This is a genomic window from Erwinia persicina (genome assembly GCF_014838825.1).
GTDB lineage: Bacteria > Pseudomonadota > Gammaproteobacteria > Enterobacterales > Enterobacteriaceae > Erwinia > Erwinia persicina_A.
In genome coordinates, this window is record NZ_JACYMO010000001.1 from 162,718 (window position 1) to 179,670 (window position 16,953).

Annotated in this window: 13 protein-coding genes; 10 read left to right on the forward strand and 3 right to left on the reverse strand. The window is 59.1% G+C overall.

Annotated elements, in window-relative coordinates:
• Window positions 1–11 precede the first annotated feature (11 nt).
• The 5 genes from ytfR to IFU29_RS00815 all read left to right on the forward strand — a co-directional run bounded on the left by ytfR (window position 12) and on the right by IFU29_RS00815 (window position 6,450).
• Window positions 12–1,535 carry a galactofuranose ABC transporter, ATP-binding protein YtfR gene (gene ytfR, locus IFU29_RS00795; protein ID WP_191932231.1) on the forward strand — a complete coding sequence of 508 codons (1,524 nt, stop codon included), beginning with the start codon at window positions 12–14 and terminating at the stop codon, window positions 1,533–1,535.
• A complete protein-coding gene (gene ytfT / locus IFU29_RS00800; protein ID WP_191932232.1) occupies window positions 1,528–2,547 on the forward strand; it encodes a galactofuranose ABC transporter, ATP-binding protein YtfT in 1,020 nt (339 codons plus the stop codon). The genes ytfR and ytfT overlap by 8 nt, the downstream gene beginning before the upstream one ends.
• A complete protein-coding gene (yjfF, locus tag IFU29_RS00805) occupies window positions 2,540–3,523 on the forward strand; it encodes a galactofuranose ABC transporter, permease protein YjfF (RefSeq protein ID WP_191932233.1) in 984 nt (327 codons plus the stop codon). Before ytfT ends, yjfF begins: the two co-directional genes overlap by 8 nt.
• Before the next feature lie 135 nt (window positions 3,524–3,658).
• On the forward strand, window positions 3,659–3,997 hold the full coding sequence (locus tag IFU29_RS00810) for a hypothetical protein (protein ID WP_191932234.1): 339 nt from the start codon (window positions 3,659–3,661) through the stop codon (window positions 3,995–3,997).
• An 80-nt stretch (window positions 3,998–4,077) separates the two neighbouring features.
• Complete coding sequence (locus tag IFU29_RS00815) at window positions 4,078–6,450, forward strand: phosphoketolase (RefSeq protein WP_191935954.1); 2,373 nt, start codon at window positions 4,078–4,080, stop codon at window positions 6,448–6,450.
• Between the two features lie 35 nt (window positions 6,451–6,485).
• Here the strand turns inward: IFU29_RS00815 and araA are convergent, their stop codons facing one another.
• Both araA and IFU29_RS00825 read right to left on the reverse strand, forming a co-directional pair.
• The gene (gene araA / locus IFU29_RS00820; protein WP_118664200.1) at window positions 6,486–7,991 is read right to left on the reverse strand and encodes an L-arabinose isomerase; all 1,506 of its coding nucleotides are present in this window, start codon (window positions 7,989–7,991) and stop codon (window positions 6,486–6,488) included.
• 11 nt (window positions 7,992–8,002) lie between these two features.
• Window positions 8,003–9,688, reverse strand: a complete 1,686-nt coding sequence (locus tag IFU29_RS00825) for a ribulokinase (RefSeq protein WP_191932235.1) — start codon at window positions 9,686–9,688, stop codon at window positions 8,003–8,005.
• A gap of 388 nt (window positions 9,689–10,076) precedes the next feature.
• Here IFU29_RS00825 and IFU29_RS00830 point away from each other — a divergent pair, with 388 nt between their 5' ends.
• The 5 genes from IFU29_RS00830 to IFU29_RS00850 all read left to right on the forward strand — a co-directional run bounded on the left by IFU29_RS00830 (window position 10,077) and on the right by IFU29_RS00850 (window position 15,746).
• The gene (locus tag IFU29_RS00830) at window positions 10,077–11,060 is read left to right on the forward strand and encodes an arabinose ABC transporter substrate-binding protein (RefSeq protein WP_062743404.1); all 984 of its coding nucleotides are present in this window, start codon (window positions 10,077–10,079) and stop codon (window positions 11,058–11,060) included.
• A 119-nt stretch (window positions 11,061–11,179) separates the two neighbouring features.
• A complete protein-coding gene (araG, locus tag IFU29_RS00835; protein WP_191932236.1) occupies window positions 11,180–12,703 on the forward strand; it encodes an L-arabinose ABC transporter ATP-binding protein AraG in 1,524 nt (507 codons plus the stop codon).
• A 17-nt stretch (window positions 12,704–12,720) separates the two neighbouring features.
• On the forward strand, window positions 12,721–13,701 hold the full coding sequence (araH, locus tag IFU29_RS00840) for an L-arabinose ABC transporter permease AraH (protein WP_062743402.1): 981 nt from the start codon (window positions 12,721–12,723) through the stop codon (window positions 13,699–13,701).
• A gap of 11 nt (window positions 13,702–13,712) precedes the next feature.
• Window positions 13,713–14,630 carry an arabinose operon transcriptional regulator AraC gene (gene araC / locus IFU29_RS00845; RefSeq protein ID WP_191932237.1) on the forward strand — a complete coding sequence of 306 codons (918 nt, stop codon included), beginning with the start codon at window positions 13,713–13,715 and terminating at the stop codon, window positions 14,628–14,630.
• A 75-nt stretch (window positions 14,631–14,705) separates the two neighbouring features.
• Window positions 14,706–15,746, forward strand: a complete 1,041-nt coding sequence (locus IFU29_RS00850; protein ID WP_191932238.1) for an oxidoreductase — start codon at window positions 14,706–14,708, stop codon at window positions 15,744–15,746.
• Window positions 15,747–15,901: 155 nt separating this feature from the next.
• Here IFU29_RS00850 and add read toward each other — a convergent pair whose 3' ends face one another.
• Complete coding sequence (gene add / locus IFU29_RS00855) at window positions 15,902–16,900, reverse strand: adenosine deaminase (protein ID WP_118664198.1); 999 nt, start codon at window positions 16,898–16,900, stop codon at window positions 15,902–15,904.
• Window positions 16,901–16,953: the final 53 nt, after the last annotated feature.

Sequence of the window (16,953 nt, forward strand, 5' to 3'; positions counted from 1 at the left end):
GAGGCACGCGTATGACCATCGAAACCTCTACGCCTGCGTTGCTGGCCATCAGCAACGTCAGCAAATCTTTTCCCGGCGTCCGGGCGCTGGACAATGTCTCGTTTGACCTGCGTGCCGGCGAAATAATGGCCTTACTGGGGGAGAACGGGGCGGGGAAATCCACGCTGATCAAGGTGCTGACCGGCGTTTATCAGCGCGATGGCGGTACCCTGATGCTTGGCGGGCAGAGCATTAATCCCCGTAATACCGCCGAGGCGCAGCAGCTGGGTATTGGCACGGTGTATCAGGAGGTGAACCTGCTGCCGAATATGTCCGTTGCCGATAATCTGTTTATTGGCCGTGAGCCTAAGCGCTTTGGCCTGATCGATCGTAAAACCCTGAACAGGCGGGCAGTGAAGCTGATGGCCGATTACGGCTTTGAACTGGACGTCACCCGACCGCTGGGGCAGTACTCGGTAGCGATGCAGCAAATTATTGCCATCTGCCGGGCGGTGGACCTGTCGGCAAAAGTCCTGATCCTTGATGAACCGACCGCCAGCCTGGATGCCAGCGAGGTGACCATGTTGTTCACGCTGATGGAACAGCTGAAGGCAAAAGGGATGGGGCTGGTGTTTGTCACCCACTTCCTTGACCAGGTTTACCGCGTGACGGACCGCATTACCGTACTGCGCAACGGCCAGTTTATCGCCACGCGCGACACCCACAGCCTGCCACAAATCGAACTGATCAAGCTGATGCTGGGGCGTGAACTGCTGGAAACTGCACTGCAACGCGCGGGCAGCACGCTGAAAAGCGATCAGCCTGCGGTGGAATTCAAAGATTACGGTAAGAAAGGGACGATTGAACCCTTTAGCCTCAGCGTGCGTCCTGGCGAGGCCGTCGGGCTGGCGGGCCTGCTGGGTTCCGGGCGCACGGAGACCGCAGAGCTGCTGTTCGGCATCAAACGAGCCGACAGCGGCCGTGCCTTCATCAGGGGAAAACCTCAGACCATTCGCTCACCCGCCCAGGCCTCGCGGCTGGGCATGGGCTTCTGTCCGGAAGATCGCAAAACGGACGGTATTATCGGGGCGGCTTCCGTACGGGAAAATATCATTCTGGCGCTGCAGGCCCAGCGCGGCTGGCTGCGACCGATCCCAAAGCGAGAGCAGCAGCAGGTGGCGGAGCGCTTTATCAAGAGCCTCGGCATCCGTACCCCGGATGCGGAACAGCCGGTGGAACTGCTGTCCGGTGGTAACCAGCAAAAGGTGCTGTTGTCGCGCTGGCTGGTGACCAAACCCCAGTTTTTGATCCTGGATGAGCCGACGCGCGGTATCGACGTCGGCGCCCACGCGGAGATTATCCGCCTGATTGAAACCCTGTGCGCCGATGGCCTGGCGCTGCTGGTGATCTCCTCCGAGCTGGAGGAGCTGGTCGGCTATGCGGACCGCGTGGTGATCCTGCGCGACCGTCAGCAGGTTGCCGAAATTCCACTGGAGCAGCTCTCCGTTGCGGCGATCGTGAATGCGATAGCGGCGGGAGGGGAACAACATGCCTGAATCGCATCTGATGGCGGGGAAATCACCGATGTTAAAACGAAAACTGCCGCCCGGGCTGCCGCAGATTGGCGCACTGCTGCTGGTGCTGCTGATTGACAGTCTGGTAGCGAACAACTTCTTTGCTATCCACCTGCAGGACGGACGTCTGTTCGGCAGCCCGATTGATATTCTTAACCGCGCGGCTCCGGTGGCAATTCTGGCGATTGGCATGACGCTGGTGATCGCCACCGGGGGCATCGATCTTTCGGTCGGGGCCGTCATGGCTATTGCCGGGGCCACTGCCGCCACCCTGACCGTTGCCGGACACAGCCTGCCGGTGATCATCCTGGTGACGCTGGGCAGCGGCATTCTCTGCGGACTGTGGAATGGCGTGCTGGTCGCGTTGCTGAAGATCCAGCCGTTTGTGGCCACGCTGATCCTGATGGTGGCGGGGCGCGGTATTGCGCAGCTGATCACCCAGGGACAGATTGTTACCTTCGACAGCGACGCGCTGGCACGCCTGGGCAGCGGGACGCTGCTTCTGCTTCCGGTACCGGTATGGATCACCCTCGGGCTGGCACTGCTGGTCTGGCTGTTAACGCGTAAAACCGCACTGGGCATGTTTATTGAAGCGGTGGGGATTAACCTGCGGGCGGCGCGCAACGCGGGCGTCAACGGCTGGCTGGTGGTGATGAGTACGTACGTGTTGAGTGGACTGTGCGCGGCGGTGGCCGGGCTGATTGTCGCTGCGGATATACGCGGTGCCGATGCCAACAATGCCGGGTTGTGGCTGGAGCTGGATGCCATCCTGGCGGTGGTGATTGGCGGGGCATCGCTGATGGGTGGGCGTTTTAGCCTGATGCTGTCGCTGATCGGCGCGCTGATCATCCAGGCGATGAATACCGGGATTTTACTCTCCGGCTTCCCACCCGAACTGAATCAGGTGGTGAAGGCGGTGGTGGTGATGCTGGTGCTGCTGCTGCAGTCTCCGCGCTTTATTCAACTGTTTAAACGAGGGCATCGCCGTGATTAAACGCCATCTGCCGTTAATGATCACCCTGCTGGTATTTGTCGCGGGTTATCTCTTCTGCCTGAGCCAGTATCCCGGTTTTGCTTCCACGCGGGTGATTGCCAATATTCTCACCGATAACGCCTTTCTGGGCATTATCGCCGTCGGAATGACCTTTGTGATCCTCTCCGGCGGTATCGATCTGTCGGTGGGGGCGGTCATTGCCTTTACCGGGGTCTTTCTTGCCCGTCTGATTGGTGATTTCCACGTTGACCCCTGGCTGGCATTTGCCCTGGTGCTGTCCCTGGGCACGGCGTTCGGAGCCTTTATGGGCTGGCTGATCGATGCGCTGAAGATCCCGGCGTTTATTATTACCCTGGCCGGTATGTTCTTCCTGCGCGGCTGCAGCTATCTGGTGGCGGAAAGCTCGTTACCCATCGACCACCCGCTGTATGCCACGCTGTCATCGATGGCGTGGAAAATTCCCGGTGGCGGGCGGCTGAGCCTGCTGGCCGTGATTATGCTGGTGGTCGTGGCGCTGGGCATCTTACTGGCGCACCGCAGCCGCTTTGGTAATCAGGTGTACGCCATCGGCGGGAATGCGACGTCCGCCCGGCTGATGGGCATCTCCACCCGCAGCACCACGGTGCGGATCTATATGCTTTCTTCCGGACTGGCCACGCTGGCCGGCATCGTGTTCTCCATCTATACCTCTGCAGGCTATGCGCTGGCGGGAATGGGCGTGGAGCTGGATGCCATCGCCTCGGTGGTGATCGGCGGGACGCTGCTGTCTGGCGGGGTCGGCACCGTACTGGGGACGCTGTTCGGCGTGCTGATCCAGGGGCTGATCCAGACGTGGATTAACTTTGACGGCACCCTGAGTTCCTGGTGGACCAAAATTGCCATTGGCGTGCTGCTGTTTGCGTTTATTGCCCTGCAGCGCCTGCTAACGCTGATGTGGGATCGCCAGCAAAATGCGCCGGTGAAGCGGCTGGTCTGACGTCAGACGGAGCGAGCCGGCCCTGGGGCCGGCTCGCTCCGTTCCCCCGGCGGCCGCGCAGCCGTTGCCCGGGTCGGGCGGCCTGCAAAAGCGGTTTATCTCTTCTATCCTTACTCTTTTAGGTAAGGAGCCGTTATGAAAAACATTCTGCTTTTATCCACATTGCTGCTAGCGGGCACAGCCTTCGCGGCTGAGACAGGTACCCCCTCTGAGGAGGCCCGCTATGTCAGCCTGCTGTGTACCACCGCGTCTGCCCAACCGGACGCTTCCCGTGACGCCTACCTGCAGCAGCTCAACGATATGCACATGCGCAGTCACTCTTCTTCCTCGCTGAATAAAACTGATTTTGACCGCGAGGTGGCCGGGAAGGTTGTTGACGGCTGGCTGGCGCTCTCGCCGGAACAGCGTCGCCAGGCTAACACGCAGGCGGGCTGCGAAAAAGCATTAGGTGAGCAGTTGAAAAAGGGGGAGTAATCTCCCCGGCGAACCCGCCCCATGACAGATAACTCAGGAATAACGACACAGGAATAAGCGAATCAAGAGGAGACTATCACGTGGCAGACTCTCTCACTGACAGCGAATGTATATTAATCGATCGCTACTGGCGGGCAGCCAATTACCTTTCTGTAGGTCAGATCTATTTAATGGATAACCCACTTCTGCGCGAACCGCTGAAGCCGGAGCATATCAAGCCAAGACTGCTGGGCCACTGGGGGACGACACCCGGCCTGAATTTTATCTATGTCCATCTCAACCGCATCATTCGCCAGCGCAGGCTTAACTTACTCTATGTCTGCGGGCCGGGACACGGTGGGCCGGGCATGGTGGCCAATACCTGGCTGGAAGGCAGCTACAGCGAAATTTATCCTGACGTGAGCCAGGACATCGCCGGCATGAAACGGCTGTTTAAGCAGTTTTCCTTCCCGGGAGGGATACCCAGCCATGCGGCGGCCGAAACCCCGGGCTCGATTAACGAAGGCGGAGAGCTGGGCTACTCGCTGGCACACGCCTTCGGTGCCGCATTCGACCATCCCGAGCTGATTGTTCCGTGCATTATTGGTGATGGAGAGGCGGAAACCGGGCCGCTTTCTGCCAGCTGGCAAAGCCTGAAGTTCCTTAATCCACAGCGTGACGGGGCGGTACTGCCGATACTGCACGTGAACGGCTATAAGATCGCCAATCCCACCCTGTCCGGCCGCACCAGTGATGAAGAACTGGTACAACTCTACCGGGCGCTGGGCTATGCACCGCGCGTGGTGACAGGCAATGATCCGGCGCTGATGCACGCGCAAATGGCGATGGTACTGGATGAAGTCTTTGACGAGATTGCGGCGATCCAGCGGCAGTACCGTCAGGAAAAACCGCCGGCCGGTGTGCCACGCTGGCCAATGATTTTGTTACGCAGTCCGAAGGGATGGACCGGGCCCAAAAGTGTCGACGGTAAGAAAGTGGAAGACTTCTGGCGGGCCCACCAGGTGCCGGTCTCAGGCTGTCGTGAGAATGATGAACATCGACGTATCCTTGAACAGTGGCTGAAAAGTTATCAGCCGGAAAAACTGTTTGATGCCAGCGGACGTTTACGCCCGGAACTGCAGGCGCTGGCACCGCAGGGTGACTGGCGCATGGGGGCCAGCCCCTGGGCTAACGGCGGCAGGCTCAGGCAGCCCTTAATCACGCCTGATATTGGTGCATTCTCACTGGACGTAACGACGCCCGGTGCCGTACAGGGGCAGGCGACGGCGCAGTTGGGTCATTATCTGCGTGAGGTTGTGCAGAAAAACCCCAATAATTTCCTGATTTTTGGGCCGGATGAAACGGCCTCTAACCGGCTGAGTCCGGTTTTTGATGTCACCGCACGCCGCTGGATGGGGGAACGCGAACCGTATGACGAGCAGCTGGCCCCGGATGGTCGGGTACTGGAAGTGCTCAGTGAGCATCTTTGCCAGGGGTGGCTGGAAGGATATCTGCTGAGCGGCCGGCACGGGCTGTTCAACTGTTACGAAGCCTTTATTCACATTATCGATTCGATGTTTAACCAGCATGCAAAATGGCTGAAGGTGTCACGCAAGCTCCCCTGGCGGGCACCGATCGCCTCGCTGAATTATCTGCTCTCATCACACGTATGGCGTCAGGATCATAATGGCTACAGTCATCAGGACCCGGGCTTTATCGATCACGTGGTGAATAAGAAAGCCGACATCGTCCGCGTCTACTTACCACCGGATGCCAATACCCTGCTGTGGGTGGGCGATCACTGTCTGAAAACCTGGGATCGCATCAACGTTATTGTCGCGGGCAAGCAGCCCTCGCCGCAGTGGCTGGACCGCGACAGCGCGGCGAAGCATTGCGAAGCCGGTATGGGGATATGGTCCTGGGCGGGCAATACTGACAACGATGTCAGCCCTGATGTGGTGATGGCCTGCGCCGGAGATGTTCCCACCATTGAAACGCTGGCAGCCGTACAACTGTTGCGTGAACGGGTCCCTGAGCTGAAGGTCCGCGTCGTCAACGTGGTGGATTTGATGGCGCTGCAAACGCAGGAGCAGCACCCGCACGGTAAAACGGAACAGGCGTTTGAAGCGTTGTTCACGGCGGATAAGCCGGTCATCTTTGCCTTTCACGGTTACCCCAGCCTGATCCACCGGCTGACGTATCAGCGCCGGAATCATCAGAATTTTCACGTACAGGGGTTCAGTGAGGAGGGCACCACCACCACACCGTTTGATATGACCGTGCTCAATAAGCTGGACCGCTACCATCTGGCGCAAGCGGCTATCACACATGTTCCGCATCTGGCCGCCACTCAGGGTCACGTTGTTGAAACATTGCAGGCGCGTCTGGCGTATCACCATGATTATGTGCGTGAACACGGAGAAGACATGCCGGAAGTCAGCCAGTGGCGTTGGGGGCAGGGTAACGCAGAGTAAGATGAGAAAACGCCCCCGTCAGGGGGCGTTAGCGGTTAGCGTTGATTCAGACGGTAGTAAGCTTCATTCCAGCGCAGCGCATCGCGGAAACCGTGCAGCGTGGTTTCTTCATCGATCACCAGCGCTTCAATCCCGGTCAGCTCGGCGTAAAGCCGCATATCGTCGACGGTCAGCGCCTGGCTGAAGACGGTGTGATGCGCACCGCCGCCCAGAATCCACGCTTCAGACGCTGTCGCCAGCGACGGCTGCGCCCGCCACAGGGCGCGGGCCACCGGCAGTTTCGGCAGTGCCTGCGGCTGTTCGATCGCGTCCACCACGTTAACCAGCAGGCGGAAACGGTCACCCATATCAATCACGCTGGCATTAACCGCTCGTCCGGCCGGGGCGGAGAAGATCAGACGAGCCGGATCGGCCTTGCCGCCGATGCCCAGCGCCTGCACGTCGAGCAGCGGTTTGGCTTCACGCGCGATGGTCGGGCAGACCTCCAGCATATGTGAGCCCAGCACCAGGTCGTTCCCCGGTGCGAAGTGGTAGGTGTAATCCTCCATAAACGAGGTGCCTCCCGGGACATCTCCCGCCATCTGTTTAAAGATGTGCAGCAGTGCCGCCGTTTTCCAGTCACCCTCACCGGCAAAACCGTACCCCTGCTGCATCAGGCGCTGTACCGCCAGCCCCGGCAGCTGCGTCATACCGTGCAGCGTCTGGAAATTGGTGGTGAATGCCCGGCAGCCTTCGCTTTCCAGGAACCGCTTGATCCCCAGTTCAATCCGGGCAGCATCCAGCACGTTCTGCCGTTTGTCACCGTTCACGGCCGCTGCCGCGCTAAATTCATAGCTGCTTTCGTATTCATCAATCAGTGCGCTGACATCGCCGTCGCTGACCTGGTTGATCACCTCTACCAGATCGCCCACGCCCCAGCCGTTCACGGCGTAACCAAACTGGATCTGTGCCGCGACTTTATCGCCTTCCGTCACTGCCACTTCGCGCATGTTGTCACCGAAACGGGCCACTTTCAGCTGCTGGCTGGCCTGCAGAGCGGCGGCACCGCGCATCCACTGTCCGATGCGCTGCTGTGAGCGTTCATCCTGCCAGTGGCCGGTCACCACCTGATGCGGCAGACGCATCCGCGCGCCAATAAAGCCAAACTCACGGCCGCCGTGTGCAGTCTGGTTCAGGTTCATAAAGTCCATATCCATGCTGTCCCACGGGATCTCCGCATTGAACTGGGTATGGAACTGTAGCAGCGGCTTATTCAGAATCGACAGGCCGCCAATCCACATTTTTGCCGGGGAGAAGGTGTGCAGCCAGGTGATAATGCCCAGGCAGCTCTGATCGTGATTCGCCTCGCGGCACAGCGACAGTGCCTCATCCGGTGTTTTAACCAGCGGTTTAAGCTGTAAAGAGAAGGGCAGTTTACCCGCCCGGTTCAGGCCTTCCACCACCTGCTGTCCATGCTGCTCGACCTGGCGCAGCGTTTCCGCACCGTACAGGTGCTGGGTACCAATCACAAACCATACGCTGCGGGCGTTTAACTGTGTCATAAAGCGATTCCTTAACTGACTGATGAAGGTTGTGGGGCAAACTGCGGTTCCGCCAGCTCACACCATTGAAGATAACGCTGATAAAGCTGCTGGAAGCGGGCGACGCGAACCGGATCCGGCTGCAGGGTCTGATCCAGCGGGCTGGCCATCTGCGCCTGTGCCGACGGGATATCGGCATAGACGCCTGCGGCCACAGCGGCAAAGATGGCGGCCCCCAGCGCACAGCATTCGTCGGAGGCAACAATGTCCAGCGGACGGTTCATCACGTCGCAGCACACCTGCATAATGGTCGGCGACTTGCGGGCAATCCCGCCGAGGGCGAGGATCTGCTGTACCGGGATATCCTGCTGTTCAAAGCACTCCATAATGGCGCGTGCGCCAAACGCGGTAGCGGCAATAAAGCCACCGAACAGCGTCGGGGCATCGGTGCCGAGATTGAGGTCGGTGATCACCCCTTTCAGCCGCTGGTTGGCAAAGGGCGTACGGCGGCCGTTAAACCAGTCAAGGACCACCGGCAGATGGTCGAGCTGCGGATCGGCGGCCCAGGCGGCGGTTAACTGTTCCAGCATGCCCTGTTGTATGGCCTCAAGTTCGGCTTTCAGCGCTGGCTGCTGCTGTGCCGCCTGCACCAGCGGCCAGCTCAACAGACGGCCAAACCAGGCATACATGTCGCCAAACGCCGACTGCCCGGCCTCCAGGCCAATCATCCCCGGCACCACGCTACCGTCCACCTGACCACAGATCCCTTTAATCGCACGCTCGGCTACGCGATCGGCATCAGCAATCAGAATGTCGCAGGTCGACGTCCCGATCACTTTCACCAGCGTATAGGGCTGCGCTCCGGCACCCACCGCCCCCATATGGCAGTCAAATGCGCCGCCGGAAAGCGTCACGCTGCCCGGAAGACCAAGACGCGCTGCCCATTCGGCGCTGAGCTTGCCGACCGGCACGTCGGCCGTCCAGGTATCGGTAAACATCGGGTAATCGAGATCGGCGGTCAGTAGTGGGTCGAGAGCATTGAGGAACCGGGCTTCAGGTAACCCCTGCCAGACCGGATGCCAGAGCGACTTATGGCCGGCCGCACAGCGGCCGCGCTTCATGTCGGCAGGGGCCGTGGTGCCGCTTAACAGCGCCGGCACCCAGTCACACAGTTCCACCCAGGAGACCGCTGCCTCGCGTACCGCCGCATCCTGGCGGCTGATATGCAGAATTTTGGCCCAGAACCATTCAGAGGAGTAAATACCGCCGATAAAGCGTGAATAGTCCTGAAAATCGCCGCTGTGACACAGGCGGGTAATAGCTTCAGCCTCCTCAATGGCAGTGTGATCCTTCCACAGCACGAACATCGCGTTGGGGTTTTCGGCAAATTCCGGGCGCAGGGCAAGTACCCGCCCTTCACGGTCGACAGGGGCAGGGGTGGATCCTGTCGAATCCACGCCGATGCCCACCACATTCAGCCGCTGTTCAGGGGTAAGTTGAGTGACAACGTCACGTATTGCCTGCTCCAGCGCGTCAATATAGTCCTGAGGATGGTGGCGAAACTGGTTATGTGCTGCATCGCAGAAGCGCCCTGCTTTCCAGCGCGGATAGGCCACCACCTGCTTATACAGTTCGCGGCCGCTGGCGCACTCCACGGCCAGCGCACGCACCGAATCGCTGCCGAAATCCAGACCGAGGGTAATCGCACCCTTGTGCATAGTTGCTCTCCGTTATGTTCAGAACAGGCTTAAGTAATGTTCCTCTATCGTAATGTTCCTCTATCCTGGAAACATGGCGGCAGAGTAGTTAGGTGCGGCTGGCTGCATATATGCACTTTTCTGCCATCAGGGGCAGGAGTGTGATGGGGTTCAAATGTTGCGTATCGGTTAAATCGGCTGAAAAGATGGACAAAACAACTGTAATTTCAGGGTGTGATAGCGCTCTACAAATTTTCACGCGCTTGCAGGTAAAACTAGCGCACTACCGCCACTGTTATGACGTCAGTGCTCAGGTAAGGTCTTGTTTAAATGCTTTTAATTTTTTCAACAACCGATTGTTACCGTTTACACAATCCCGCCACAGGCGGGCACTGAGCCGGAGAGCCTCATGCACAAATTCACTAAAGCGCTGGCCGCGATTGGCCTTGCTGCCGTTATGTCACAATCCGCTATGGCGGAAACCATGAAACTCGGTTTCCTCGTGAAACAGCCGGAAGAACCCTGGTTCCAGACGGAATGGAAGTTTGCCGACAAGGCCGGTAAAGATCTTGGCTTTGAAGTGATCAAAATCGCGGTGCCGGATGGTGAAAAAACCCTGAACGCTATCGACAGCCTGGCCGCCAGCGGGGCGAAAGGGTTTGTTATCTGTACGCCAGACCCCAAACTCGGCTCGGCGATTGTGGCGAAAGCCCGCAGCTATGGCCTGAAAGTGATCGCGGTCGATGACCAGTTCGTCACTGCGAAAGGCAAACCGATGGACACTGTGCCGCTGGTGATGATGGCGGCGACCAAAATCGGCGAGCGTCAGGGCCAGGAGCTGTACAAAGAGATGCAGAAACGCGGCTGGGATGTGAAAACCACCGCCGTGATGGCGATCACCGCCAATGAGCTGGACACCGCCCGCCGTCGTACCGGTGGTTCAATTGACGCACTGAAAGCGGCCGGATTCCCTGAAAAACAGATCTATCAGGTTCCTACCAAATCAAACGATATCCCCGGTGCCTTCGATGCCGGTAACTCACTGTTAGTGCAGCACCCGGAAGTGAAAAACTGGCTGATTGTGGGCATGAACGATAACACCGTGCTGGGCGGCGTGCGGGCCACCGAAGGTCAGGGCTTTAAAGCACCGAACGTAATCGGCATCGGTATCAACGGCGTCGATGCGGTCAGCGAACTGTCGAAGGGCCAGGCAACCGGCTTCTACGGTTCTCTGCTGCCCAGCCCGGATGTCCACGGCTACCGTAGCATTCAGATGCTGCATGACTGGGTGACGAAAGATGTTGAGCCCGCCAAATTCACCGAAGTGACTGATGTGGTGCTGATCACCCGCGACAACTTCAAAGCCGAACTGGCGAAAAAAGGCCTGATGTAAGGCCTGGCGCAGGGGCGGGCCTTTTTTCCGGTCCGCCCGAAAGGCGATGCCAGGACATTTATCGGGGCGGACCTTTTTCCGGTCCGCCCGCAGTGGTTGCCTATGTCGCAGGAGACACCATGACCTCACAAACGCCGTATCTGAGCTTTCACGGCATCAGCAAAACCTTTCCTGGCGTGAAGGCACTTCAGGACATCAGCTTCGACTGCTATGCCGGCCAGGTTCATGCCCTGATGGGGGAAAATGGCGCGGGTAAATCGACGCTGTTAAAAATTCTTAGCGGAAGCTATCAGGCCAGCGGCGGCGAAATTCGCCTGCAGGGCCAGCCGGTTAACTTCCAGCACACCACCGATGCGCTTAACGCCGGGGTGGCGATTATTTATCAGGAACTGCATCTGGTGCCGGAAATGTCGGTGGCAGAAAATATCTTTTTAGGTCAGCTGCCGCAGCGCGCGGGACTGGTCAATCGTTCCCGCCTGCGCGCGGAGGCCAGCCGCCAGCTGAAAGCGCTGGGGATGAATATTGACCCGGACATGCCCCTGAAATACCTTTCCCTCGGCCAGTGGCAAATGGTGGAGATCGCTAAGGCGCTGACCCGTAATGCTCAGGTAATCGCCTTTGATGAACCGACCAGTTCACTGTCGGCGCGTGAAATTGACCAGCTGTTCCGCGTCATTCGCCAGCTGCGCGCTGAGGGGCGCGTGGTGCTGTATGTCTCCCACCGCATGGAAGAGATCTTTGCCCTCAGCGATGCGATTACCGTATTTAAAGATGGTCGCTACGTGCGCACCTTTACCGATATGGCGACCACCGGCAACGACGAGCTGGTTCAGGCCATGGTCGGGCGTGAAATCGGTGATATCTACGGTTACCGCCCGCGCGAACAGGGTGAGATCCGGCTGCAGCTCAACAACGTACACGCCAAAGGTGTCCGCAGCCCGGTGTCATTCAGCGTGCGTGCCGGAGAAATCGTCGGGCTGTTTGGCCTGGTCGGTGCCGGACGCAGTGAGCTGATGAAAGGGCTGTTTGGTGCCACGCGCCTGATCGGCGGTGAGCTGTGGCTGGACGGAAAAAAAATCAGTATTAAAGAGCCGATAGAAGCCATTCGCGCCGGCATCATGCTCTGCCCTGAAGATCGTAAGGCAGACGGCATCATCCCGGTACACTCCGTACGTGACAACATCAACATCAGCGCCAGGCGAAATAATCTGAAAGCGGGCTGCCTGATTAACAACGGCTGGGAAGCCAGCAACGCCGGCGTGCATATCCGCTCCCTGAACATTAAAACCCCCTCAGCGGACCAGCTGATCATGAACCTCTCCGGTGGTAACCAGCAGAAAGCGATCCTCGGCCGCTGGCTGTCAGAAGAGATGAAGGTGATCCTGCTGGACGAACCGACGCGCGGTATTGACGTCGGGGCGAAAAACGAAATTTATCAGCTGATCTACGCCCTGGCGGAGCAGGGGATTGCCGTGCTGTTTGCCTCCAGCGACCTGCCCGAAGTCATGGGGCTGGCCGACCGCATTCTGGTGATGCGCGAGGGTGAAATAGCCGGAGAGCTGGATCACAACGACGCCACGGAAGCCCTGACGCTGAGTCTGGCGATGCCGAAAACCGCCAAACCCGCCACACACGTGGCCTGAATATGCAGGAGAAACCTATGTCAACGACCTCATCCGTTACACCCGCGGCACCGTCCCGCTTCAGTCTGGGCCGTATCTGGGACAACTTCGGGATGCTGGTGGTGTTTGCCGCCCTGTTTATTGCCTGTACGGTGTTCGTGCCGAACTTCGGCTCCCTGATCAATATGAAAGGCCTGGGACTGGCGATGTCGATGTCCGGCATGGTGGCCTGCGGCATGTTGTTCTGCCTGGCCTCCGGGGACTTTGACCTGTCGGTGGCCTCGGTCATTGCCTGCGCCGGGGTGGTGTGTGCCGTGGTGATCAATATGACGGAGAGCCTGTGGATTGGTATCGCCGCTGGCCTGGTGCTGGGGGTTGCCTGCGGCTTCGTCAACGGTTTTGTCATCGCAAAACTGAAGATCAATGCGCTGATCACCACGCTGGCGACCATGCAGATCGTGCGCGGTCTGGCCTATATTTTCTCTGACGGTAAAGCGGTGGGGATTGAAGATGAGCGTTTCTTTGCGCTCGGCTATGCCAGCTGGCTGGGCGTGCCGGCTCCCGTGTGGCTGACAATCATCACCCTGGCGCTGTTTGCCTTCCTGCTGAATAAAACCACCTTTGGCCGCAACACGCTGGCGATTGGCGGTAATGAAGAGGCGGCACGTCTGGCCGGGGTGCCGGTGGTGCGTACGCGCATTATTATCTTTATTCTCTCCGGGCTGGTTTCCGCCGCGGCGGGGATTATTCTGGCCTCACGCATGACCAGCGGGCAGCCGATGACCTCCCTGGGCTACGAGCTGATCGTGATCTCAGCCTGCGTGCTGGGGGGCGTTTCCCTGAAGGGCGGCATTGGTAAAATTTCTTATGTTATCGCCGGGGTACTGATCCTTGGCACCGTGGAAAATGCGATGAATTTATTGAATATATCGCCTTTCTCACAGTACGTAGTACGCGGTCTGATATTGTTAGCAGCGGTTATTTTTGACCGTTACAAACAAAAAGCGAAAGCGGTCTGACAGGAGGCGTTATGTATCATCGTCTGGCGCCGGTGGCGCAGTCCAATCCGTTACTTCCCGGGTATCCATTCAGCGCCTGGCTGGTGGCCGGGCTGACGCCGATTAATGCAGCAGGGCCGCTCGATTTCTTTATCGACCGCCCGCACGGTATGAAAGGCTACATTCTTAACCTGACCATTAAAGGCCGCGGGCGGGTGTTTGACGGTGAGGAGGCGTTTGACTGTGAGCCTGGCGATCTGCTGCTGTTTCAGCCGAAAACGCCGCATTACTATGGCCGTTTGCCGGACAGTGACTGCTGGTATCACCGCTGGGTCTATTTCCGCCCCCGCGCCTACTGGAGCGACTGGCTGGAGTGGCAGGATGAGGCTCAGGGCGTGGGGCGTCTGCGCCTGCCGGAGTCGCTGCGCGGGGAGTTTGACCGCTTGTTTGCCAATATCGAACACACGCACAACTCCGGACGTCCGTTTGCCGAGGAACTGGCGATGAATCTGCTGGAGCGTCTGCTGCTGCGGGCGGTGCAGGAAGATCCGCGCAGCCAGCAGCAGGTGCGCGACGCCCGCGTGGTTGAGGCCTGCCAGTACGTCACCAACAACCTGGCGGCAGAGGTGAAAATTGAAGAGGTGGCCAGACACGTCTGCCTGTCGCCGTCGCGGCTGGCGCATCTCTTTCGCGAACAGATGGGCGTCAACCTGCTGCGCTGGCGGGAAGATCAGCGCGTGATCCGCGCCAAGCTGCTGCTGCAGACCACCCAGGAGCCGATTGCCAGCATCGGCCGCGAAGTGGGCTATGACGATCAGCTTTACTTCTCCCGGGTTTTCCGCAAGCGTGCCGGGGTCAGCCCCAGCGACTTCCGCCGCCGCAGCCTTGACGCGCACGACGCGCTGGTGGCGCAGGAGACCTGGCACCTGCCGCGCCGCGCCAACGAATAGCTTTTCGGGCAAATCCTCCTTGTGGTTGCCCCGTTGATCGTCTTAAATCAACGGGTAACCACGAGAGGGATTAAAATGAGTGATAAAATTCGTGTTGGCCTGGTCGGCTACGGCTTTGCCAGCAAAACCTTCCATGCGCCATTAATTGCCGGGACATCTGAAATGGCGCTGTCGGCCATTTCCAGCAGCGATGCGGGCAAGGTCCATGCAGACTGGCCGTCGGTGCAGGTCGTGTCCGATCCCCAGGCGTTATTTGACGACCCCACGCTTCAGCTGATTGTTATCCCAACCCCTAATGACACCCACTTTCCGTTAGCCCGGGCTGCCCTGATGGCCGGTAAGCACGTGGTGGTAGACAAGCCGTTTACCGTGACACTGTCACAGGCGCGCGAACTGGATGCGCTGGCGAAAGCCAAAGGTCTGCTGCTGTCGGTGTTCCACAATCGCCGCTGGGACAGCGACTTCCTCACGGTGAAAGCATTGCTGGCGGAAGGGACGCTGGGTGAGGTGCGTTATTTTGAATCGCACTTCGACCGTTTCCGTCCGCAGGTCCAGCAGCGCTGGCGTGAGCAGCAGGGGCCGGGCAGCGGCATCTGGTACGATCTGGGGCCGCACGTCATTGACCAGGCCTTGCAGCTGTTTGGCTCCCCTGTGGCGATCACCCTGGATACGGCCGATTTGCGTCCCGGTGCCGTGACCACCGACTATTTCCACGCCACCCTGATCTACCCGCAGCGGCGCGTGGTGCTGCACGGCAGTATGCTGGTGGCCGCAGAGTCGGCGCGCTATCAGATACACGGCACGCGCGGCAGCTTTGTGAAATACGGTCTGGATCCGCAGGAAGACCGCCTGAAGTCCGGGGCGCGGCCGCCGCAGGAGGACTGGGGCTATGATATGCGCGACGGCGTCCTGACGCTGGCCGACGGGGAGGGGTTGGTGGAAAAAACGCTGCTGACCATTCCTGGCAACTATCCGGCTTACTACGCGGCGATCCGCGATGCGGTGAACGGCGTCGGGGAAAACCCGGTGAAAGCAGAAGAGGCGATTCAGGTGATGGAGTTGATCGAGTTGGGTCTGCAGTCGGCTGAAAAACGCCAGACGATGTCGCTGAAATAAGCCGTTCACGGTCGCTAACGGGCTGACCACACATGAAGGTCAGCCCCTGCGACGTCCGTGGGCTCCTGTCAAAAGGGGCAACATTTTTTACGCTCGCCCGGGTTTGACCGATGTTCTTACCACTTGGGGCGGGATATCACCCGCCCGGGTGGATATCAGGCGGCGACGCGTGCCCGAACGGCGGCGCGCTCAGCATCACTGAGGAAGGCTATCTTCAGGCCGTTCTCCTGTGCCACGCGCATCTGCGCCAGGCTCAGCCCGGCAGCGGGTGCGGCAACGGCGTATTCATGACCAATTTCAATCCCCTGAACCGCCGGATCGTCCGTGTTGATGGTGGCAAGAATACCGTGATCCAGGAAGGTTTTCAGCGGGTGACGTGCCAGTGAGGCCACGGTGCTGGTCTGAATATTCGAGGTCAGACAGGACTCGACGCCAATGCCGTGCTTCGCCATAAAGTCCATCAGCGCCGGATCTTCCACCGCTTTCACCCCGTGGCCGATACGCTCCGCACCCAGTTCGCGGATGGCCTGCCAGATGCTCTCAGCGCCAGCGGCCTCTCCGGCGTGAACCGTAATGCGCAGTCCGGCATCGCGGGCGCGGGTAAAGTGGCTGAGGAACTGGCTGCCTGGGAAACCGAGTTCATCACCCGCCAGGTCCAGAGCCGTGATGCTGTCGCGGTGCGCCAGCAGGCCGTTCAGCTCGTCCAGACAGGCCTCTTCGCCGAAGGTGCGGCTCATGATACCGATCAGACGCACGTCGATATTGTGATTGCTACAGCCGGCTTTAATGCCGTCAATCACCGCTTCCACCACGCCCGCAATCGGCAGGTTGTGGGTCATGGCCATATAGCCCGGCGAAAAGCGCAGCTCGGTATAGTGAATACCGGCGCGGGCGGCGTCTTCAACGTTTTCCTGCGCAACGCGGCGGCAGGCATCAAGGGAACCCAACACTTTGACCCCCCAGTCCAGCTTATTGAGGAAGCTGACCAGGTCCGGCTCGGCGTCAATCACCTGCACGTGCGGGCGCAGCGTATCCAGCGTAGTGGCGGGCAGCGCAAGGTTAAACTCACGGCCTAAATCAAGGATGGTCTGCGCACGGATATTGCCGTCAAGATGGCGATGAATGTCGGTGAGGGGAAGCTGGGAATCGATCATGTCGGCACTCTCTGTTTTTTTAATAAAGTGCGGAGCATTATAAAAACTTATTG